The sequence below is a fragment of the Glutamicibacter sp. X7 genome, from assembly GCF_054889245.1.
Map to the genome: position 1 here is coordinate 568,439 of NZ_CM142678.1, position 22,813 is coordinate 591,251.

Genomic DNA, 22,813 nt, shown 5'->3' on the forward strand with positions numbered 1-22,813 from the left:
TGGCACTGTTGTCCTGATGGTGTTGTTGGTGGGTTGTTTTGTGATTTTGTTGATTGTTTTTGTTGCTCATTTTTGAGGACTTTGATTTGTGTTGAAGTTTTTAAGGGCGCACGGTGGATGCCTTGGCATCAGGAGCCGATGAAGGACGTGGGAATCTGCGATAAGCCTGGTGGAGTCGATAACCGGACGTTGAGGCCAGGATTTCCGAATGGGGAAACCCCGCACCATGTTATGTGGTGTGACCTGCAGCTGAATGTATAGGCTGTGTGGAGGGAACGCGGGGAAGTGAAACATCTCAGTACCCGCAGGAAGAGAAAACAATAGTGATTCCGTTAGTAGTGGCGAGCGAACGCGGATGGGGCTAAACCGGTTGGTGTGTGATAGCGGATAGGCGTTGCATCATCGGTGTTGTGGGGTCCGCACGTTACCAGTTCTATCTACGCTGGTGGGATGAGGTGCAGGCGTATAGGTGAATCGGTTGGAATGCCGGACCATAGAGGGTGATAGTCCCGTAGGTGTAATGCGTGCTGCCGTTCTTGTGTGGATGCCCGAGTAGCACGGGGCCCGTGAAACCTTGTGTGAATCTGCCAGGACCACCTGGTAAGCCTGAATACTACCTGATGACCGATAGTGAATCAGTACCGTGAGGGAATGGTGAAAAGTACCCCGGGAGGGGAGTGAAATAGTACCTGAAACCGTGTGCTTACAATCCGTTAGAGCAAACTTGTTTTGTGATGGCGTGCCTTTTGAAGAATGAGCCTGCGAGTTAGTGCTGTGTCGCGAGGTTAACCCGTGTGGGGTAGCCGTAGCGAAAGCGAGTCTGAATAGGGCGTTTGAGTGGCACGGTCTAGACCCGAAGCGAAGTGATCTACCCATGGCCAGGTTGAAGCGCGTGTAAGAGCGTGTGGAGGACCGAACCCACTTCAGTTGAAAATGGAGGGGATGAGCTGTGGGTAGGGGTGAAAGGCCAATCAAACTTCGTGATAGCTGGTTCTCCCCGAAATGCATTTAGGTGCAGCGTTACGTGTTTCTTGCCGGAGGTAGAGCTACTGGATAGGCGATGGGCCCTACAAGGTTACTGACCTTAGCCAAACTCCGAATGCCGGTAAGTGAGAGCGTAGCAGTGAGACTGTGGGGGATAAGCTTCATAGTCGAGAGGGAAACAGCCCAGAACGCCAACTAAGGCCCCTAAGCGTGTGCTAAGTGGGAAAGGATGTGGAGTTGCTGTGACAACCAGGAGGTTGGCTTAGAAGCAGCCACCCTTGAAAGAGTGCGTAATAGCTCACTGGTCAAGTGATTCCGCGCCGATAATGTAGCGGGGCTCAAGCACACCGCCGAAGTTGCGTCATTCAAATATTTGCTTGGTTTCGATCGAGCGTTTGGATGGGTAGGGGAGCGTCGTATAGCGGGTGAAGTCGCGGTGTAAACCAGCGGTGGACGCTATACGAGTGAGAATGCAGGCATGAGTAGCGAATGACGGGTGAGAAACCCGTCCGCCGAATGATCAAGGGTTCCAGGGTCAAGCTAATCTGCCCTGGGTTAGTCGGGACCTAAGGCGAGGCCGACAGGCGTAGTCGATGGACAACGGGTTGATATTCCCGTACCGGCGAAGAACCGCCCATACCGTAGCGACGGATGCTAACCACCTCTGAGACCGTGCTCAGTGCCTTTCGAGGTGCTGGTGTGGTGGATGGGCTGGGAACCGATGTTGTGAGGTCAGCGTATTAACAGGTGTGACGCAGGAAGGTAGCCGAGCCAGGCAATGGAATTGACCTGGTCCAAGGGTGTAGGAAGAGTGGTAGGCAAATCCGCCGCTCATTGATTCTGAGACCTGATAGGCGCCCCTTTGGTGGGGTGATTCGGTGATCCTATGCTGCCTAGAAAAGCATCGGCGCGAGGTTCAAGTCCGCCCGTACCCTAAACCGACACAGGTGATCAGGTAGAGAATACTAAGGCGATCGAGAGAATCATGGTTAAGGAACTCGGCAAAATGCCCCCGTAACTTCGGAAGAAGGGGGGCCTGCCTCGTGACGGAGATTTACTCTCTTGAGCGGGTGTGGGCCGCAGAGACCAGGGGGAAGCGACTGTTTACTAAAAACACAGGTCCGTGCGAAGTCGCAAGACGATGTATACGGACTGACTCCTGCCCGGTGCTGGAAGGTTAAGAGGACTCGTTAGTGCTTTGGCGCGAAGCGGAGAATTTAAGCCCCAGTAAACGGCGGTGGTAACTATAACCATCCTAAGGTAGCGAAATTCCTTGTCGGGTAAGTTCCGACCTGCACGAATGGAGTAACGACTTCCCCGCTGTCTCAACCATGAACTCGGCGAAATTGCAGTACGAGTAAAGATGCTCGTTACGCGCAGCAGGACGGAAAGACCCCGAGACCTTTACTATAGTTTGGTATTGGTGTTCGGTGCAGCTTGTGTAGGATAGGTGGGAGACTGTGAAGCTCAGACGCTAGTTTGGGTGGAGTCATCGTTGAAATACCACTCTGGCTGTATCGGTCACCTAACTTCGGACCATGATCTGGTTCAGGGACAGTGCCTGATGGGTAGTTTAACTGGGGCGGTTGCCTCCCAAAATGTAACGGAGGCGCCCAAAGGTTCCCTCAGCCTGGTTGGCAATCAGGTGTTGAGTGTAAGTGCACAAGGGAGCTTGACTGTGAGAGTGACAGCTCGAGCAGGGACGAAAGTCGGGACTAGTGATCCGGCGGCACCTCGTGGAAGGGCCGTCGCTCAACGGATAAAAGGTACCTCGGGGATAACAGGCTGATCTTGCCCAAGAGTCCATATCGACGGCATGGTTTGGCACCTCGATGTCGGCTCGTCGCATCCTGGGGCTGGAGTAGGTCCCAAGGGTTGGGCTGTTCGCCCATTAAAGCGGTACGCGAGCTGGGTTTAGAACGTCGTGAGACAGTTCGGTCCCTATCCGCTGCGCGCGTTGGAAATTTGAGAAGGGCTGTCCTTAGTACGAGAGGACCGGGACGGACAAACCTCTGGTGTGTCAGTTGTACTGCCAAGTGCACCGCTGATTAGCTACGTTTGGAAGGGATAACCGCTGAAAGCATCTAAGCGGGAAGCCTGCTTCGAGATGAGATTTCCATGCACCTTGAGTGTGTGAGGCCCCCAGCTAGACCACTGGGTTGATAGGCAGGATGTGGAAGCAAGGACTAAAGACTTGTGTAGCTGACCTGTACTAATAGGCCGATGACTTACAACACACAACATAACGATCCTTTGAAAAAGACAAGGTTTTGTTCGCGTTCACTATACGGTTACGAGACAACAACCCCCTCAAACACACGCGTGTGCGTGTGTGGGGCAGGTTGTATCGGTAACACATTTTTGCTTCGAGACTGTTACGGCGGTCATAGCGTGGGGGAAACGCCCGGTCCCATACCGAACCCGGAAGCTAAGGCCCACTGCGCCGATGGTACTGCACTCGTGAGGGTGTGGGAGAGTAGGACGCCGCCGGACTAAACTTATGATGTGGTTTGAGGCCCTAACACACAGTGTGTGTTAGGGCCTCACCCGTTTAACCACACAACCCACACAGGTGCCCGCGACTACCCACGGGGGCGGCACCATCGGAGGTTGGGGTGGACGCCCGTGGTGGGTCAACCGCGGACTAGACGCCAGCGAACCACGATTGCTTCGACCTGGATCACTTCTACGGGGAACTTACTTACTGCAAACGTGGCATCACGCTCATGCGCGGGGCCGAGGTCGCGGACGACTTCCATTCGATAACACGCCTTGAGAACAGCGCGGGCGCGTGAGCCGGACGTGTAGGGAATTAGTTTCTATCGAGTACCAGTTTCCGCACGTCATAGCAGGTAGCACCGCAGAGTACGGCTAATAGCAGTCGGCATCGTTTGCTCATCTGTATGGCCATGATGCCGGGTCAGGCGATAGCCGGCTACCGTCAGAAACTATCGGCCTGAGAAGCGGCCCATGTGCATCGTTATGATGGGCCGCGTTCAAGCCAGAAATTAAGCAGTCGTCGCTGTGTCTATACAGTCGCCGTTTGGGATAGGCACCCCACGATGTCAATTGCAGCGCTGGCGAGTAGGTTCGGTAGTTCCGGAAGTTGCTCGGGCGCATCGCACGATAGCTTGCCAAGATGGCTATACCGCTTGTTTGGCGCGCATCACTTTGAGTTTCGCCGGCAACTGGAACGCGAGGGCCGGTCTCGTGGAAGTCATAACAGAGTCATTGTGAGTTAAAAGCGCTTGGTAGCGTGGCTCAAATCGCGGTGGAAGCCGCAACAACGAGTCTAAGAGAGCTGGAAGTGGTCGATGACCACAAGCTCTCGGCGCCCGAAGGCCTATAACCCTTCTCCAACGGGATGCTGCAGACCTAAGAGCTGGCCACGCATGGTTGTGAACTGTCCCGCGCGTGGGATTGCAACGGCTGGACTAGCCAATGTAGCGACAACGACCTCTTAGTGCCTCATTCTCGTATTTGAAGCATCAGGAACCACCACAAGCTATTTGCAAAACCTGCCACCGTGGCGATCGTTGCCATCACGCTCTTCTTGGATGCTGTCAGTACGACGTCGATTCCGGCTTGTTGTTTTGGTACTCAGTCTCTTTCACCCATGGACTTCTTGCGGACTTAGTCAGGACGGACGACGAGACGGAACTTTCAGCTGAGAATGGTCCAGGGTCAATGGCTGCGCTTCGAAGCAGACGGCAGAGGAATCCGCGCACAGATCATGTCATGTTTTGACCGCTTCTGCCTACCGCTGTACTCGCCTAAACGGCATTTCCATCTGGCTACCGGGCGGTACCGATACGCATTCGAGCAGTTGAAGAGTAATCGTCGTGGAGAAGTGCACTGATGTAGATAACCTGTCAGTAGGCTTGGACAGGACGGAAGGCGAGTAATGAGGGCTATGGCCTCTGACAGTTTTGCTGAATTTCTAGAAACCCTGCGAGGTGCACTTCCAGCAAACCGCATCGAGAGCAATCTCCAGACGTTGCGTGAGAATGCGCGTGATCTTGGCCAGCTAATCGGAGAAGCCATACCGCCACGTGCCGTCTTGTATCCGGAGTCGGTTGAGGATGTACAAGAAATTATGCGGACCGCTACTCGGTATCGCGTCCCAATTATTTCGCGTGGCGCGGGATCTGGCGTTTCGGGTGGGGTACATGTGCTCGGGCCGGCCGTGGTTCTCAACCTGAGCAGAATGAATCGAATCCTGAATGTCAGCCCGGAGAACGAAACGGCGACCGTCGAGCCAGGAGTTATCAACCATGACCTAAATGCAGCGGTTGAAGAATTCGGGCTTATGTATGCACCCGATCCTGCAAGCTACCGGATCTCGACGATAGGTGGGAATATCGCCACCAATGCTGGTGGACTGAGATGCGCTAAGTACGGCGTCACTCGCGAATCAGTGCTTGCCCTAGATGTAGTACTCAGCGATGGTCGGCTTATCCATGTGGGGCGCAAAAGCTTTAAGGGCGTTGCCGGATATGATCTCGTGGGTTTGTTTACGGGGTCAGAAGGCACATTAGGCGTCGTGGTCGGGGCTACCGTCAGACTCCGATACCTACCGGTCCAACAGCGAGACCTTTTCTGTGTGTTCGACTCAGTCGAGACTGCAGTACGTGGCCTCCAGCATATTGCCCAAGCACGCGTTCAACCAGCAATTCTTGAACTTGTAGACGGAGCGACGATGAGAGTTCTGGATCAGTCTTATGGAACAAGTGTCTCGCGTGAGGGCGGTGCGCTCCTCTTGATTCGTCTCGATGGCTACGGTGCAGAGGCCGAAGAACAAGCGATTCGTCAGGTGCTTGGGGCGGTTGCGTTGCGTCTGTCCGTGGCAGAGGATGAGTTCGCCACAACTTTGATTGAGATGCGGCGAACCAGTCGTGGTGACACCCAGGACGATGCTTATCGGATGGGCGAGGACGTGGCCGTTCCTAAGGGAGAGATGCTCAGGTTTGTGCGCCAGCTCAACAGCATTGCGCTCCGAAATGAAGTGAACCTACGGCTTATCGCCCATGCCGGCGATGGTAACTTCCATCCGACATTCTTCGTTGATCCCAGCACCGGGCAGGCAGGGTTATCCAGGCTGAATGCTGCACTAGAAGAATCGGTACGGGAAGCGCTGAGACTTGGTGGAACGATCACCGGCGAGCACGGTGTTGGATCGGTGAAATTACCATGGCTTGAGTGGGAGCAAGAGCCGGATGTTATCTCGCTACAGCATGCTCTTAAAGAAGTCTTAGACCCACTGGGGATTCTCAACCCGGGCAAGGCAATTCCAGATCTTTCAGCTCGATAATCGTGCCGGCAAGGGCTGATCCGTGAATGCACGATGTACGGAAATGTCGCGACGACGGCTTCTCGATTATGCGATCTGAAGGCACTCGGTGTAGAGTATTCACGTTGGCCGATCACGGGATATGGCGCAGTTTGGTAGCGCGCGTCGTTCGGGACGACGAGGTCGCAGGTTCAAATCCTGTTATCCCGACTCAACACAAAAGAGGGAACCGATAGGTTCCCTTTTTTGCTTTAACTAGTTACGGGCTGCTCCTCCAAGAGAGGCGTAGATCACGCATCCATGGGCGTCTTTCGATGTGGCAGTTCGGCGAAAATTCTGTATAGTTAATTCCTGTGCTGAGGTGTTCAGCCGATGAACCTTAGTTCAACGGAAGGCATCTAGACACTTTGGGATATGGTGTAATTGGCAACACAACGGTTTCTGGTTCCGTCATTCTAGGTTCGAGTCCTGGTATCCCAGCGCTTCGCTGACGAAAGTTAGCGAGCTGAGTAAGTCAGCATACGGCCCCATCGTATAGCGGCCTAGTACTCCGCCCTCTCACGGCGGCAACGCGGGTTCGAATCCCGCTGGGGTCACATTTACAAGATCCTCCCTGATTCAGGGAGGATCTTTTTGTATCTGCTGTTGGGCACTCCCATATTCTCTTTCGCCCCCGCCGCCTGGCTTGCGGCCTCTGCCCAACTCCCTCTCCGTTGCCAGGCATCAGGGGGCAGGTTCTATATATGGAGACGTGTCACCGCAGCACCGGGGACATGCCAAGTACTGAACGGGTAGTGGCAGCATTTGGTTCACCCTCTTTTCAATGGACAACTAGCTCTGCCTCTCGTTAGGCATCGGATCTTCAACTGCGACCAGGCAGCAACGTTCAAACTCGAATTCCAGTGGACATGGTGCGCGTCCGGTTGTTCTCGGGTAACGCTTGGATAGCTCGCCCCGCGCTGTATGGGGAGGCAGAAGACGGTCGATACCTACCTCGGCTATCACTGGATGACATGTAACGACGATCACGGTCATAAAGTACCCCACCGATTTGCACGACCCCCCAAACCCCTGTATAGTTTTTCTTCGTTGCCGCAAACAGGCCGGACAAAAAACCGGTACAAAAAGAGGCAACAAAACCCCAGAAAAACAACGCTTTTACACAGGTCACTGTGGAAAAGAATTGAAAGAATGGGACCCGAAAATACGGTTCAGATCACAAAGAAACGATTTGACACCGACGAAATAATCGGGATAAGATAAATGAAGAACGCTGGACGAAACGCCGCCGAAGATAACGGTGGTTGCGGAACCGGTAAGTGTTTGTTGTTTGAGAACTCAATAGTGTGCCAAGTTTGTTGATACCGAATGTTTATTTATTTGGTGAATACATAACATTTTGCTTGGAATGATGCACCCCCGTGTGTTGTTCCGAGTGTTTTTTATTCGCCAGGATGTACGCTGGTTCGCCTTTATTTTCCGAAGGGTTCTAGCGGCTTTTTATTTTTTTATGGAGAGTTTGATCCTGGCTCAGGATGAACGCTGGCGGCGTGCTTAACACATGCAAGTCGAACGATGAACCAGGTGCTTGCACTTGGGGATTAGTGGCGAACGGGTGAGTAACACGTGAGTAACCTGCCCCTGACTCTGGGATAAGCCCGGGAAACTGGGTCTAATACCGGATATGACTGTTCACCGCATGGTGGGTGGTTGAAAGATTTATCGGTGAGGGATGGACTCGCGGCCTATCAGCTTGTTGGTGAGGTAATGGCTCACCAAGGCGACGACGGGTAGCCGGCCTGAGAGGGTGACCGGCCACACTGGGACTGAGACACGGCCCAGACTCCTACGGGAGGCAGCAGTGGGGAATATTGCACAATGGGCGAAAGCCTGATGCAGCGACGCCGCGTGAGGGATGACGGCCTTCGGGTTGTAAACCTCTTTCAGTAGGGAAGAAGCGAAAGTGACGGTACCTGCAGAAGAAGCGCCGGCTAACTACGTGCCAGCAGCCGCGGTAATACGTAGGGCGCAAGCGTTATCCGGATTTATTGGGCGTAAAGAGCTCGTAGGCGGTTTGTCGCGTCTGCCGTGAAAGTCCAAGGCTCAACCTTGGATCTGCGGTGGGTACGGGCAGACTAGAGTGATGTAGGGGAGACTGGAATTCCTGGTGTAGCGGTGAAATGCGCAGATATCAGGAGGAACACCGATGGCGAAGGCAGGTCTCTGGGCATTTACTGACGCTGAGGAGCGAAAGCATGGGGAGCGAACAGGATTAGATACCCTGGTAGTCCATGCCGTAAACGTTGGGCACTAGGTGTGGGGGACATTCCACGTTTTCCGCGCCGTAGCTAACGCATTAAGTGCCCCGCCTGGGGAGTACGGCCGCAAGGCTAAAACTCAAAGGAATTGACGGGGGCCCGCACAAGCGGCGGAGCATGCGGATTAATTCGATGCAACGCGAAGAACCTTACCAAGGCTTGACATGTGCCAGACCGCCTCAGAGATGGGGTTTCCCTTCGGGGCTGGTTCACAGGTGGTGCATGGTTGTCGTCAGCTCGTGTCGTGAGATGTTGGGTTAAGTCCCGCAACGAGCGCAACCCTCGTTCCATGTTGCCAGCACGTAATGGTGGGGACTCATGGGAGACTGCCGGGGTCAACTCGGAGGAAGGTGGGGATGACGTCAAATCATCATGCCCCTTATGTCTTGGGCTTCACGCATGCTACAATGGCCGGTACAATGGGTTGCGATACTGTGAGGTGGAGCTAATCCCTAAAAGCCGGTCTCAGTTCGGATTGGGGTCTGCAACTCGACCCCATGAAGTCGGAGTCGCTAGTAATCGCAGATCAGCAACGCTGCGGTGAATACGTTCCCGGGCCTTGTACACACCGCCCGTCAAGTCACGAAAGTTGGTAACACCCGAAGCCGATGGCCTAACCACCTTGTGTGGGGGGAGTCGTCGAAGGTGGGACTGGCGATTGGGACTAAGTCGTAACAAGGTAGCCGTACCGGAAGGTGCGGCTGGATCACCTCCTTTCTAAGGAGCTAAACCATTATGGTTGCCTGTTTCTGTCACGAGTGTTGGCAGGCGGGTTGCTCATGGGTGGAATATCAATGAATCGCGGCATCCTGTGGCGCCCCGTTGGTGGGGTGGTGTGGGGTGTTGGCTGTGCTTGGTGCTGTTGGTTGATGCGTGCGTAGTACGCCGTGCCGTTGCTTCGCTCCACTGTGGTGGGGTGTGGTGGTGGTGTGGTTGGAATCGTGGTGTTGGCCGGTGGTGCTGGTGTGGTTTGGCATGCTGTTGGGTTTTGAAGCAACAAGCCTTTGGGTTTGGTGTTTCGGTGTTTCCTGTGTCTGTTGGACGCGTACCCCTTGGTGGGTGTGTGGTCGGTGGGTGTGGGGTTGTTGTTTGGGAACTGTATAGTGAACGCGAGCATCTTATAAGATGACCCTTTTTCCTGCCCCCTTTGTGTGGGTGGGTTGCTGATGGCACTGTTGTCCTGATGGTGTTGTTGGTGGGTTGTTTTGTGATTTTGTTGATTGTTTTTGTTGCTCATTTTTGAGGACTTTGATTTGTGTTGAAGTTTTTAAGGGCGCACGGTGGATGCCTTGGCATCAGGAGCCGATGAAGGACGTGGGAATCTGCGATAAGCCTGGTGGAGTCGATAACCGGACGTTGAGGCCAGGATTTCCGAATGGGGAAACCCCGCACCATGTTATGTGGTGTGACCTGCAGCTGAATGTATAGGCTGTGTGGAGGGAACGCGGGGAAGTGAAACATCTCAGTACCCGCAGGAAGAGAAAACAATAGTGATTCCGTTAGTAGTGGCGAGCGAACGCGGATGGGGCTAAACCGGTTGGTGTGTGATAGCGGATAGGCGTTGCATCATCGGTGTTGTGGGGTCCGCACGTTACCAGTTCTATCTACGCTGGTGGGATGAGGTGCAGGCGTATAGGTGAATCGGTTGGAATGCCGGACCATAGAGGGTGATAGTCCCGTAGGTGTAATGCGTGCTGCCGTTCTTGTGTGGATGCCCGAGTAGCACGGGGCCCGTGAAACCTTGTGTGAATCTGCCAGGACCACCTGGTAAGCCTGAATACTACCTGATGACCGATAGTGAATCAGTACCGTGAGGGAATGGTGAAAAGTACCCCGGGAGGGGAGTGAAATAGTACCTGAAACCGTGTGCTTACAATCCGTTAGAGCAAACTTGTTTTGTGATGGCGTGCCTTTTGAAGAATGAGCCTGCGAGTTAGTGCTGTGTCGCGAGGTTAACCCGTGTGGGGTAGCCGTAGCGAAAGCGAGTCTGAATAGGGCGTTTGAGTGGCACGGTCTAGACCCGAAGCGAAGTGATCTACCCATGGCCAGGTTGAAGCGCGTGTAAGAGCGTGTGGAGGACCGAACCCACTTCAGTTGAAAATGGAGGGGATGAGCTGTGGGTAGGGGTGAAAGGCCAATCAAACTTCGTGATAGCTGGTTCTCCCCGAAATGCATTTAGGTGCAGCGTTACGTGTTTCTTGCCGGAGGTAGAGCTACTGGATAGGCGATGGGCCCTACAAGGTTACTGACCTTAGCCAAACTCCGAATGCCGGTAAGTGAGAGCGTAGCAGTGAGACTGTGGGGGATAAGCTTCATAGTCGAGAGGGAAACAGCCCAGAACGCCAACTAAGGCCCCTAAGCGTGTGCTAAGTGGGAAAGGATGTGGAGTTGCTGTGACAACCAGGAGGTTGGCTTAGAAGCAGCCACCCTTGAAAGAGTGCGTAATAGCTCACTGGTCAAGTGATTCCGCGCCGATAATGTAGCGGGGCTCAAGCACACCGCCGAAGTTGCGTCATTCAAATATTTGCTTGGTTTCGATCGAGCGTTTGGATGGGTAGGGGAGCGTCGTATAGCGGGTGAAGTCGCGGTGTAAACCAGCGGTGGACGCTATACGAGTGAGAATGCAGGCATGAGTAGCGAATGACGGGTGAGAAACCCGTCCGCCGAATGATCAAGGGTTCCAGGGTCAAGCTAATCTGCCCTGGGTTAGTCGGGACCTAAGGCGAGGCCGACAGGCGTAGTCGATGGACAACGGGTTGATATTCCCGTACCGGCGAAGAACCGCCCATACCGTAGCGACGGATGCTAACCACCTCTGAGACCGTGCTCAGTGCCTTTCGAGGTGCTGGTGTGGTGGATGGGCTGGGAACCGATGTTGTGAGGTCAGCGTATTAACAGGTGTGACGCAGGAAGGTAGCCGAGCCAGGCAATGGAATTGACCTGGTCCAAGGGTGTAGGAAGAGTGGTAGGCAAATCCGCCGCTCATTGATTCTGAGACCTGATAGGCGCCCCTTTGGTGGGGTGATTCGGTGATCCTATGCTGCCTAGAAAAGCATCGGCGCGAGGTTCAAGTCCGCCCGTACCCTAAACCGACACAGGTGATCAGGTAGAGAATACTAAGGCGATCGAGAGAATCATGGTTAAGGAACTCGGCAAAATGCCCCCGTAACTTCGGAAGAAGGGGGGCCTGCCTCGTGACGGAGATTTACTCTCTTGAGCGGGTGTGGGCCGCAGAGACCAGGGGGAAGCGACTGTTTACTAAAAACACAGGTCCGTGCGAAGTCGCAAGACGATGTATACGGACTGACTCCTGCCCGGTGCTGGAAGGTTAAGAGGACTCGTTAGTGCTTTGGCGCGAAGCGGAGAATTTAAGCCCCAGTAAACGGCGGTGGTAACTATAACCATCCTAAGGTAGCGAAATTCCTTGTCGGGTAAGTTCCGACCTGCACGAATGGAGTAACGACTTCCCCGCTGTCTCAACCATGAACTCGGCGAAATTGCAGTACGAGTAAAGATGCTCGTTACGCGCAGCAGGACGGAAAGACCCCGAGACCTTTACTATAGTTTGGTATTGGTGTTCGGTGCAGCTTGTGTAGGATAGGTGGGAGACTGTGAAGCTCAGACGCTAGTTTGGGTGGAGTCATCGTTGAAATACCACTCTGGCTGTATCGGTCACCTAACTTCGGACCATGATCTGGTTCAGGGACAGTGCCTGATGGGTAGTTTAACTGGGGCGGTTGCCTCCCAAAATGTAACGGAGGCGCCCAAAGGTTCCCTCAGCCTGGTTGGCAATCAGGTGTTGAGTGTAAGTGCACAAGGGAGCTTGACTGTGAGAGTGACAGCTCGAGCAGGGACGAAAGTCGGGACTAGTGATCCGGCGGCACCTCGTGGAAGGGCCGTCGCTCAACGGATAAAAGGTACCTCGGGGATAACAGGCTGATCTTGCCCAAGAGTCCATATCGACGGCATGGTTTGGCACCTCGATGTCGGCTCGTCGCATCCTGGGGCTGGAGTAGGTCCCAAGGGTTGGGCTGTTCGCCCATTAAAGCGGTACGCGAGCTGGGTTTAGAACGTCGTGAGACAGTTCGGTCCCTATCCGCTGCGCGCGTTGGAAATTTGAGAAGGGCTGTCCTTAGTACGAGAGGACCGGGACGGACAAACCTCTGGTGTGTCAGTTGTACTGCCAAGTGCACCGCTGATTAGCTACGTTTGGAAGGGATAACCGCTGAAAGCATCTAAGCGGGAAGCCTGCTTCGAGATGAGATTTCCATGCACCTTGAGTGTGTGAGGCCCCCAGCTAGACCACTGGGTTGATAGGCAGGATGTGGAAGCAAGGACTAAAGACTTGTGTAGCTGACCTGTACTAATAGGCCGATGACTTACAACACACAACATAACGATCCTTTGAAAAAGACAAGGTTTTGTTCGCGTTCACTATACGGTTACGAGACAACAACCCCCTCAAACACACGCGTGTGCGTGTGTGGGGCAGGTTGTATCGGTAACACATTTTTGCTTCGAGACTGTTACGGCGGTCATAGCGTGGGGGAAACGCCCGGTCCCATACCGAACCCGGAAGCTAAGGCCCACTGCGCCGATGGTACTGCACTCGTGAGGGTGTGGGAGAGTAGGACGCCGCCGGACTAAACTTATGATGTGGTTTGAGGCCCTAACACACAGTGTGTGTTAGGGCCTCACCCGTTTAACCACACAACCCACACCACCGTCAGAATCCGCATGAGTGGCGGAGCTACGCATCTCGGCGGGATCACCGCAACCTATACGCGGAAGTAGGAGCTGGCGGACCTAGACTCTGCGCGTTCCTGCGGAACAAGGGTTGCGGATTCTGCAGACGTGCCCGTTACCGAAGGCTAGGGGGCAACCGCTCGCAGCTTTCCCTAGACACTACTGGGGTTGCGTTGTCGCTGGACTGGGATTGCGGCGTTGCCGCTGGCCAGCATTCGGCCGTTCCGGCACGGCTCATCCTGTCGATATCATCCTTTTGACGGTCACTATTGGCCTGGAGCGCCCCCAGAATAGAGTCATGGCGTCCTTGTCTACAGCAGTTTTCGTATTAGTGACCACCCTGCTTACGGCGTGGGCCGTAGGCATCGGTATGCGAAGGATCCTTGGGCAGCCAGTAGGACGGCCACGAACCTATCTCCTGTCACTTCTCTTGGTTTCGCTAGGCGGAAGCGCAGTCACGTCCATTGCCTCAAGCATGGGACTGAAGAATTCCGAGGATTTCGTAGACCTTGGCTGGGGTCAGATTCTCATGTTGAGTTCAGTGTGGCCGTGGATTTTCGTGGTGACGCTGGCGGTACTGCTCCTTCTTGAAGTTCTATTCCCCACAGGAAGTATTGCGCCTCCCTGGATGGCTGTACGTTCTCTTCGCGAGGGAATGCGGAACCTGCGACGCTATTTCCACATCATCTGGATTCTTGCGAAGCATGGGCTGCTGGGTTTTCTTGGACGAGGTTCGGGGCGGCGCCGGGCCCGGTCGTTCCGGAACGCGGAGTTGTTTCGCTCCTTAGCGGTGAGTTTGCGATCGGCACTGACCGAGGCCGGCGTCGTTTACGTCAAACTCGGACAGATGTTGGCCACGCGCATCGAGCTCTTTCCTCCCGCGTTCCGTGAAGAGCTCGGGAAACTGCACAGCGGCGTACAGCCCATGGGGGAGACGGACGTGCAGTCAGTACTGGAACACTCGTACAAACGCCCCGTTTCGGAAGTTTTCGCATCCTTTGAGAGCACACCACTGGCTGCCGCTTCCATCGGGCAGGTACATCGAGCACGATTACACGACGGCACCCAGGTCGTGGTCAAGGTGCAAAGGAGGCAGGCTCGTGCCCAGCTCGTACGCGACACGTCCATCATTCGCTCGCTCGCCCGCCGAATGGAACGAGACACCGTATGGGGACGCGAGATGGGAGTTGAGGAGCTTGGTCGTGGTTTCAGTGACGCGTTGATGGAAGAACTGGACTTCACGCACGAAGCGGCAAACACGATGCTGCTTCGCTCTGAGAAACAGGATGCGGATCTCCTGCGTATTCCTAAGGTCTATCCGGCGCTCAGCAACTCGAATGTACTGGTGATGGAATGCCTACAAGGAGTAGCGCTCGACGCGGCAGCCTCGAGGCTACGCAACCATACTCCCGAGCGCCGGCGGGATTTGGCGGCTGGTTTGGTGGCCGCAGTGATGGACCAGGTGGTGCTGCGCGGAGTATTCCACGCTGACCTGCATCCTGGAAATATCATGTTGCTCGATCAGGGAGGCCTAGCTCTCTTGGACTTCGGTTCCGTTGGGAGGCTGTCACGCGCCGAGCGGCATGGAATTCTAGCGCTGATGATGTCGACCAAAACCGGCAATGAAGTTGCTGCAGTTCAGGCCATGAATGAACTATTCGGAAGGAGCGAGCAACTTACGCAGATCGAGTTGGAACGACTGGTAGGTCGCATGTTGACCAAGTACCAACCGTCAGCATCGTTTTCAGCTGAGATATTCGCAGACATTTTTGAGATCGCCAGCGTTGCCGGCTACCGTGTGCCGGATCAACTGGGGGCGCTCTTCCGTACTTTTATTGCCCTGCAATCTTCGCTTGAGGTTCTGGATCCCGGCCATGACCTCGTTGCCAGCGTGACTTCACATGCGCCCAGTCTGATCGCCCATCTGACGAATGTCCGTCGTCTCACAGATGACGTTACGAGCCAAGCGCTGTCGCTACTACCCGAAGCCCAGCGGATGCCCGGGCGGCTCGCCTCGCTACTGGCCGACCTTGAAGCAGGCCAGCTCAAGGTAGCTGTGCAAATGGGACCAGATGAAGTTACGAGCCGAACGGTGGGGCCGGTGGCCCGTCTGGTGGTGACAGCGCTCTTCGGTAGTCTGTTTCTCATCGCAGCAGTGTTCTTGCTAGCAACCCCGGGGGTAGCCGTAGCTGGTGGCGTCCCCTTGAATTGGCTCATCGCGTCGCTGACAGGGTTACTCGGTTCGGTACTGGCCGTACGGGCCCTGTTTCACGTGGTGCATCGAAGCCGATAACGTATCCAAGTGTGGCGGACGGCACGTCTAGGGCAGGCTCATCGATTCGTCTTCTCGCGCGGGACGATGCTATATTTAAGTAGTTGCCGCGAAAGCGATCGACACCGTAGTTTTCCCACGGTTTACCGTGCGGGTTAGAGTTACGGCGATCATAGCGTGGGGGAAACGCCCGGTCCCATACCGAACCCGGAAGCTAAGACCCACAGCGCCGATGGTACTGCACTCGGGAGGGTGTGGGAGAGTAGGACGTCGCCGAGCATATTTGCCAGAGGCCCCGAGATTTTCTCGGGGCCTCTGATGTTTAAGATTTGGCCCTTGCGCACCAGCTAAGCACGCAAAAGGTAATGCCCGGTTAGTCTCGAACTGAGACCAACCGGGCAGGAGCCTTACAGCTTATTAGTCGGCCAAACGCAGTCCGGACTCGGTATCGAACAGGTGGATGTGGCGGAGTTCCGGCACAATCTTCAGCAAGTCGCCGCGCTGCGGGGGAGTGCGCCCGTCCACACGAACGACAATCGTCTGAGCCTTGCCGGCCAGCTCAGCGGTTGCGTAGATGTATGCGTCGGCGCCCAATTCCTCAACCACGTCGACGGTGAGAGTCACGCCTGGATCGCCAGGCTCTGCCATCTGGATGTCTTCCGGACGAATGCCCAGAGTGACCTTACCTGATGCGCCAGGGGCTGCGATGATCAGTTCGCCAAGCTGCACCTGGCCGTTTGCGGAATCCAGCTCAACCAAGTTCATGGCCGGCGATCCGATGAAGCCTGCGACGAAGACGTTGTTCGGGCGGTCGTACAGTTCACGCGGAGTGCCGACCTGCTGCAGAAGCCCATCCTTGAGTACCGCTACGCGGTCACCCATGGTTAGCGCTTCGACCTGATCGTGCGTCACGTACACGGTCGTCACGCCCAAGCGGCGGGTCAACGACGCGATCTGAGTACGGGTCTGCACACGCAACTTGGCGTCCAAGTTCGACAGGGGCTCATCCATCAGGAAGACCTGAGGGGAGCGGACGATGGCTCGTCCCATGGCTACACGCTGACGCTGACCGCCGGAGAGCGCCTTGGGCTTGCGGTCGAGGTACTTTTCCAGGTCCAGAAGCTTCGCGGCTTCACGCACGCGTTCGTTGCGCTCTTCCTTGCTGACACCGGCGATTTTCAGGGCGAAGCCCATGTTTTCGGCGACCGTCATGTGCGGGTACAACGCGTAGTTCTGGAAAACCATTGCGATGTCGCGGTCCTTGGGAGGAACGTTGGTGACGTCGCGGTCGCCAATGAGAATACGACCCGAGTTAATCTCTTCGAGACCTGCGAGCATGCGCAGGGTGGTCGACTTGCCGCAGCCCGATGGGCCAACAAGTACGAGAAACTCGCCATCCTTGATCTCAAGGTCGATTGCATCGACGGAAGGAACGAGTGCGCCAGGATAGACGCGGGTGGCCTTTTCGAAGGTCACTGATGCCATGATGACATTCCTTTCACGGGCAGGTACGTGCCCGACGATCCGTAGTGAAAGTGAAGTGGAACACAACTATCCTCGCATGAAAATCAGCGATTCCAAAAGTGCAGGTAGGTCGGCAGCCTCGTCGATGCGGAATTGCGCGGCTGTTTCTCCCGCTCCGACCTTCACGCCGAGATCATCCCCGGTAAGCACCTTAAAGCCGTCCTCATCTGTAACATCGTCACCCACGAACAACATTGCCGGAACGTCCAGAGCCTCCTTGAGCCAGCGCAGCGCAAGACCTTTATCCGCTTCGTGCACCGAAGCTTCAATCACGGACTTTCCTCGTAATAGTTTCACGCCATCGAAGGATGCGAGGGCGCTGAGGGCCTGCTCGGTCGCCCGTTGCGCGTCACCGGCATTGGCTTGGCGTGTATGCAACACCGTGGATGCCGGCTTGAACTCCAACGTGACGCCCTCAAACCGATCACTGACTTCACCGAGGGCCTCGGTGATGGAAGCTAGAAGGCTCGCCGCGTGCTCGTCGAGGGCTATGTGCAGTTCGGACTCCTCTGCCAAATGCGGTACCACACGCTCGGCTCCGTGAGAGCCAATGAGATTATCCGGACGACCTTGCGGGTAGACCTCGGCAAGGGAGTCAAGGTTTCGGCCCGACACGAGGGCCGTATGTACGCCCGGTAGCCGTCCGAGTCGAGTCAGCGCGCTGGCCGTTGCCGGCAACGGCCGCGCGTTCTCTGGCCGGTCGACCAGGGGTGAAACGGTGCCATCAAAGTCGAGAGCTACCAGAATTTGCGCATGCGCCGCAAAGGTAGCTAGCGCCTTATGCAACTCCGCGTTGAGTTCACTCATACTTCGGAAACCTTCGTGGGGGAGGTCGGGCGGTGGGTTTCGGCAAGCTCATTGAGATCATCGAGGAAATGCCGTGACCAGTGCTGAACGTCGTTGTGTTCCAGATGCTGAATCATTCGCTGCATTCGTTCTGACTGTTCCGACTCATCCATCGTCACGGCGGCAATGATCTTCCGCTTCATGCCGGCAATGTCATGGGGATTGACCAAGACGGCATCATTGAGCTGGTCGGCAGCGCCGGTGAATTCGGAGAGCACGAGTACGCCACGGCCGTCCTGATGACTGGCAACGTACTCCTTAGCCACTAGATTCATGCCATCGCGCAAGGCCGTGACGAGCAGAACATCCGCAGCCAGGTAGAGCGCGATCATTTCGCGCAACGGATATGAATGGTGCAGGTAGCGCAGCGTTGTGTGGCTAATCGTGTCGTGTTGCCCGGTGATTTGCCCGACCATGAGCTCGACCTGATTGCGCAATTGCATATATCGACCGACGTTCTCGCGGCTCGGGCTGGCGACCTGGATCAGGCACACCTCGCCGGCTTGAAGTGCCTGATCGGAGAGCAGTTCCCCGTAGGCCTTGAGGCGGTGGCGAATACCCTTGGTGTAGTCCAGCCGATCCACGCCAAGCATCACAGTTTTGGGATTGCCCAGCTCATGTCGAATTTGTGCCGCACGCGCGATGATTTGCGGGTCACGGGCCAGGCGGGCTACTTCACTGGTGTCAATGGAGATCGGGTGCGGGGCTGCGGTGCAGATGTTCTGGGTGTCATGTTCGAACGGCGGTGTCGCTTCGAACCCTTGGATTGAGTAATCCGTGAAGTTCTGCAGGCAGTTCATGAAGTTATCGGCATCGTCCTTACGCTGGAAGCCCACGAGATCGGCGCCGGCCAGGCCCTCGAGGATTTGCGTGCGCCAAGGAAGTTGGGCGAACAAGCTCATGGAGGGGAAGGGGATGTGATTGAAGAAGCCGATCTTCAGATCTGGGCGTGCCATCCGCAAGATGCGCGGTACTAGCTGGAGCTGATAATCGTGCACCCAGACCGTGGCCCCGGGGGCAGCAACGCGGAGGGTGGCATCGGCAAACCGTTGGTTGATGGCCTTGTAGGCGTCCCACCACGTTCGATGGTACTCAGGTGGAACGATGACATCGTGGTAGAGCGGCCAGAGAGTGGAGTTCGAAAAGCCTTCGTAGTAGAGCTCGACGTCCGCTTCGCTTAGGGCGACGGGAACCAAGTGAATACCGTCATTGTCGAAATCTTCGAGAGTCTCGTCGACTGCTCCATGCCAGCCTACCCAAGCGCCGCTCGAGGCCGACATGATGGGGTGAAGGGCGGTAACGAGACCGCCGGGAGCCCGCCGGAATCCGCTGGTCCCATCCTCGTTAGTGACGCGGTCGACCGGTAGTCGGTTGGCTACTACAACAAAGTCGTACTGTCCGGTTTCGGTGGTCGCGGAACCGGGTCTGTCGGTATTCACGATGAACCTCCTTTAGTCTGCCGCTATTGGCCGTTTTATTAGGCCCTCCAGCGGCTGCTGGCGAATATTTCGGTGGTTGCTCGGTAACCTCTGTTACTCATGACACTAGTTGACACGGGCTCACAGGCAGAATAAACCGTAATTATTGTTTCGGCTTGTATTTACGCGGTGCCGCTACCGTACCGCGGACTTTGCTAGCAGTTGGCGAATCTTATGTAGCTGCTGTGAAGGTGCGCTTTTCACAAGATTCCGGGGCAATGACACCAGGTCTTTGGCTAAGCTTGAAGAAAGCTTTCTGATTATCGTTATATTCCAAAGGACCGTATACACCTATGGCATCGAACAACGAGCGCCCGTCCAAGGCCGAGCGCAATGCGAACGCACGGGCCCAGGCCGCGGCGCGGCAGGCGCAACTCGAGGCTTCACAGAAGCGCAAATCGCTGATGGTAAAACTCGGCGTACTGGCCGCAGTGGTTGTGGTTATCGCTCTGGTGGTGGCGCTGATCGTGCAAAACAACAATGGCAAGATTGCCGAAGAGGGTGCCATCCCCAGCGGTGGAACCAACGGAGGCGGTATTCTCGTTACCTCTGCCACCACCTTAGGCGGAACCGGTAGCGGCATGGTCAAGGCATCGGACGAAGATCCTGCTTCGCCGAAGAATCCGGCAGATCCTCGTGACCTTGTCGTTGGTAAAAAGGGTGAACCGGTTAACATCACCATGTACGTGGACGTGAATTGCATTCACTGTGCAGAATTCGAAGCGAAATACGGTGAGCAGATCAACAACTGGCTGGCAGATGGCAAGGTAACTGTCGAGTACCGTAACGTCGGCTTCCTGGACGGCGGTTCACCGACCAATTACTCCTCGCGTGGAGCTAACGCACTGGCCTGCGTGGCCGATAAGTCGCCTGAGTCCTACACGAAGTTTGTGTCGGCGCTCTGGGGACATTACAGCCAGGGAGAAATGAAGAACTCCGAGCTGATCAAGATGGCTCACGACAGCGGAGCCAGTGACGCGGTGGACTCTTGCATCAATAAGGGCGACTACCGTCCGTTCGTCGCATACACAACCGCTGCCGCCCAGGCCGATGGTGTACGCGCTACGCCGACCATCTACATTCAGGGCAAGGAATTCCAGCTGGGAACCGATGACTTCGTCACCGAGGTTGAGGCCGCGATCAAGGCGAATGCCTAAGTTTCAGTTGAAATATCTGTAGCAAGCGGGTGGGCGTCGGGTAAAATATCGCTCATGATCTCGCACCCTAGCGATGGGGGAGGCCACCGGTGAAGGTGTCCTTCCCCATCGCTATTTAAGCTCACCGATTCGCGGAGTCGCGGGGCGTCCGATATTCTTAGAGGGCTTGCCTCCTTAGCTCAGCTGGCCAGAGCAGCTGTCTTGTAAACAGCAGGTCACCGGTTCGAATCCGGTAGGGGGCTCGGAGTGAGAGGTCCTACATCCGAGATATGGATGTAGGACCTCTTTTTGTCTTCTTTGGCTGTAAACGCTGTGAATGTCATTGGATGAGCCCTGGGCAGAGAGCTTTGGCGCGTGTTGTTTCACGTTAGTGACACCTTGACCCGCAGACGGCCACGTACCATTGGACCAACGAGTCGACTTTATGAAAAGGAACGCACATGGCCGGTGGTCTAGTAGCACTGCTTGACGATATTGCGGCGCTAGTGAAAATCACTGCCGCTTCCATCGACGATATTGCCGCTGGCGCGGGACGGGCCAGTACGAAGGCGATGGGCGTGGTTATCGACGACGCAGCAGTGACGCCGCAATACGTCGAAGGAATATCGCCCAAACGAGAACTTCCGATTATCTGGAAGATTGCCGTTGGGTCGATCCGCAACAAGCTGGTTTTCATCCTTCCCTTAGCGTTGCTGCTGTCGCAGTTCGCACCGTGGGCGTTGACCCCGATTCTGATGCTCGGCGGTTGTTACCTCGTCTTCGAGGGCGCCGAGAAGCTATTGGAAGCCGCAGGAATCTTACGTCACCACGCCGAACACGGGGAGGCAGTGCGCGATGAGAAGTCCATAATTGGGGCCGCCGTGCGCACGGACCTCGTGCTCTCGGCTGAAATCATGGTGATTTCACTGAACGAAGTCGCTGACCAGCATTTCTGGATGCGCACCGCGATCCTTGTTGTCATCGCACTGCTAATGACCGTGGTTGTGTATGGAGCCGTGGGGCTGATCGTCAAAATGGATGATCTGGGTCTGCGGTTGGCTCAGCGCGACTCGAAGGCCTCACAAAGCTTTGGTCGAGGACTGGTCAAGGCGATGCCAATTATCATGTCGGTGCTGAGCAAGGTTGGGGTTATCGCAATGTTGTGGGTGGGCGGCCACATACTGCTCACCGGGCTCGATGAATTAGGTTGGCACGCTCCTTATGGGTTCGTGCATCACCTTGAGGACCTCGTCCATCACGCCACCGGTGCATTTGGTGCGTTTCTTGGCTGGTGCGTCAACACGGCGTTCTCATGTATCGCGGGAATCCTCGTAGGCACCGTGCTGGCGTTCGCCATTACGGCCGTGAAGAAGGCCCGGGCCAAGGACGGCGCTACCAAGCACTAGCTCAGAGCGCTGGCACGGCAAGGACTTGTGAGTCCACTTGCGGAGCGACGCTCGAGGACGGTACGAGAATCGGCGCAGGAGCCCTCCGTGGCTCACGTAGGGCACGGTAGATGAACTTGGTGGTCTCATCTTGCTCAAAGACTCGCTCGCGTTCCCAGGCATCACTTCGTTCATAGAACGCCCACGAGGCAGGGTTAGCCGCGTCGATGACCGTGATCGGAGTACCACCCAGCGCTCGCGCACGTTCGAGGCGCAGCGCTGTTACGCGTTCACGGATTCCCAACTTACGAAAGGCCGGGTGCACCGCCATGCACCCCAACTCGAGGGCATCCATCGATTCTGTGGGAGCCAGAACTGAATCGTGAACGATGCCGGCCGCTATGAGTCTTCCCTCATGGCGGACGGTGACAAGGCAGAGGCAGCGGTCCATCTTCTGATGCCAGCGCTCGCCGGTGTGTGGGTAGAGTGAGGCCAGCTCTTCACGAGCGAGCCCCGCAGGGGAGGAAGAAGCCACGGCAAAGCTGAGGGAAGTGCGCACTGGGGACGGTCCTAAAAATCAGAACGAACGAAAGGGTCGTGATGCCCGGGACGCCGGGCGGTTTCGTTGGCCTTGAGGGGACCGTTGTCAGTGGATTCCGACAGCTTCCTTGTAGGGCCCAGTTTTTGGCTCTGTGAGCTAAGAAAATTATGAGGTTCCGACGGGTGCGGCACAAGAGGGAAATTCGGCTTTTTTGTGAACACTCGGAGAATATTTTGCCGCCCTTGAATGGACATGTGGTGACGCGGCTAACAAGCGGTGCCGAGTCCTCGATT

General features: G+C 55.7%; 8 protein-coding genes, 4 tRNA genes and 6 rRNA genes. 14 read left to right on the top strand and 4 right to left on the bottom strand.

What is annotated here, in order from left to right; genetic code table 11:
* Positions 1–90: 90 nt before the first annotated feature.
* From ACYU0X_RS02940 to rrf (ACYU0X_RS02990), 11 genes are all read left to right on the top strand, one after another.
* Positions 91–3,221: ribosomal RNA gene (locus tag ACYU0X_RS02940) — 23S ribosomal RNA — on the top strand.
* 139 nt (positions 3,222–3,360) lie between these two features.
* A 5S ribosomal RNA gene (gene rrf / locus ACYU0X_RS02945) occupies positions 3,361–3,477 on the top strand.
* A gap of 1,420 nt (positions 3,478–4,897) precedes the next feature.
* A complete protein-coding gene (locus ACYU0X_RS02950; protein WP_461902101.1) occupies positions 4,898–6,295 on the top strand; it encodes an FAD-binding oxidoreductase in 1,398 nt (465 codons plus the stop codon).
* Between the two features lie 115 nt (positions 6,296–6,410).
* Positions 6,411–6,484, top strand: a tRNA-Pro gene (locus ACYU0X_RS02955).
* Between the two features lie 198 nt (positions 6,485–6,682).
* Positions 6,683–6,754: transfer RNA gene (locus tag ACYU0X_RS02960), tRNA-Gln, on the top strand.
* 43 nt (positions 6,755–6,797) lie between these two features.
* Positions 6,798–6,870: transfer RNA gene (locus tag ACYU0X_RS02965), tRNA-Glu, on the top strand.
* A gap of 911 nt (positions 6,871–7,781) precedes the next feature.
* Positions 7,782–9,309, top strand: a 16S ribosomal RNA gene (locus ACYU0X_RS02970).
* A gap of 540 nt (positions 9,310–9,849) precedes the next feature.
* Positions 9,850–12,980 (top strand): 23S ribosomal RNA (locus ACYU0X_RS02975).
* 139 nt (positions 12,981–13,119) lie between these two features.
* Positions 13,120–13,236: ribosomal RNA gene (rrf, locus tag ACYU0X_RS02980) — 5S ribosomal RNA — on the top strand.
* The 16S, 23S and 5S rRNA genes sit together here, the layout of an rRNA operon.
* A 664-nt stretch (positions 13,237–13,900) precedes the next feature.
* Positions 13,901–15,631: an ABC1 kinase family protein gene (locus ACYU0X_RS02985; protein WP_418908356.1), complete on the top strand. Its 1,731-nt coding sequence runs from the start codon at positions 13,901–13,903 to the stop codon at positions 15,629–15,631.
* A gap of 141 nt (positions 15,632–15,772) precedes the next feature.
* Positions 15,773–15,889 (top strand): 5S ribosomal RNA (gene rrf, locus ACYU0X_RS02990).
* Between the two features lie 138 nt (positions 15,890–16,027).
* Here the strand turns inward: rrf (ACYU0X_RS02990) and ACYU0X_RS02995 are convergent.
* From ACYU0X_RS02995 to ACYU0X_RS03005, 3 genes are all read right to left on the bottom strand, one after another.
* Entirely contained in the window at positions 16,028–17,095 is a 1,068-nt protein-coding gene (locus tag ACYU0X_RS02995) for an ABC transporter ATP-binding protein (RefSeq protein ID WP_418908357.1), read from the bottom strand.
* A gap of 66 nt (positions 17,096–17,161) precedes the next feature.
* Positions 17,162–17,941 carry a trehalose-phosphatase gene (otsB, locus tag ACYU0X_RS03000; RefSeq protein ID WP_461902102.1) on the bottom strand — a complete coding sequence of 260 codons (780 nt, stop codon included), beginning with the start codon at positions 17,939–17,941 and terminating at the stop codon, positions 17,162–17,164.
* The gene (locus ACYU0X_RS03005; RefSeq protein WP_461902103.1) at positions 17,938–19,419 is read right to left on the bottom strand and encodes an alpha,alpha-trehalose-phosphate synthase (UDP-forming); all 1,482 of its coding nucleotides are present in this window, start codon (positions 19,417–19,419) and stop codon (positions 17,938–17,940) included. The genes otsB and ACYU0X_RS03005 overlap by 4 nt, the downstream gene beginning before the upstream one ends.
* Positions 19,420–19,751: 332 nt before the next feature.
* On the opposite strand from ACYU0X_RS03005, the gene ACYU0X_RS03010 reads away from it, so the two are divergent.
* The 3 genes from ACYU0X_RS03010 (at position 19,752) to ACYU0X_RS03020 (ending at position 22,000) form a co-directional block, all read left to right on the top strand.
* A complete protein-coding gene (locus tag ACYU0X_RS03010) occupies positions 19,752–20,615 on the top strand; it encodes a DsbA family protein (protein WP_461902104.1) in 864 nt (287 codons plus the stop codon).
* 168 nt (positions 20,616–20,783) lie between these two features.
* Positions 20,784–20,857: transfer RNA gene (locus ACYU0X_RS03015), tRNA-Thr, on the top strand.
* Positions 20,858–21,055: 198 nt separating this feature from the next.
* Positions 21,056–22,000 (top strand): DUF808 domain-containing protein, encoded by a 945-nt coding sequence (locus tag ACYU0X_RS03020; protein ID WP_461902105.1) that lies wholly within the window; start codon positions 21,056–21,058, stop codon positions 21,998–22,000.
* Between the two features lies 1 nt (position 22,001).
* On the opposite strand, the gene ACYU0X_RS03025 is transcribed toward ACYU0X_RS03020, so the two are convergent.
* On the bottom strand, positions 22,002–22,538 hold the full coding sequence (locus tag ACYU0X_RS03025; RefSeq protein ID WP_461902106.1) for a GNAT family N-acetyltransferase: 537 nt from the start codon (positions 22,536–22,538) through the stop codon (positions 22,002–22,004).
* Positions 22,539–22,813: the final 275 nt, after the last annotated feature.

Excerpts from the sequence above, each read along its gene's own strand:
- ACYU0X_RS02950 (WP_461902101.1), top strand. The coding sequence starts at position 4,898 with ATGGCCTCTGACAGTTTTGCTGAATTTCTAGAAACCCTGCGAGGTGCA.
- ACYU0X_RS03010 (WP_461902104.1), top strand. The coding sequence starts at position 19,752 with ATGGCATCGAACAACGAGCGCCCGTCCAAGGCCGAGCGCAATGCGAAC.
- ACYU0X_RS02995 (WP_418908357.1), bottom strand. The coding sequence starts at position 17,095 with ATGGCATCAGTGACCTTCGAAAAGGCCACCCGCGTCTATCCTGGCGCA.
- ACYU0X_RS03020 (WP_461902105.1), top strand. The coding sequence starts at position 21,056 with ATGGCCGGTGGTCTAGTAGCACTGCTTGACGATATTGCGGCGCTAGTG.
- otsB (WP_461902102.1), bottom strand. The coding sequence starts at position 17,941 with ATGAGTGAACTCAACGCGGAGTTGCATAAGGCGCTAGCTACCTTTGCG.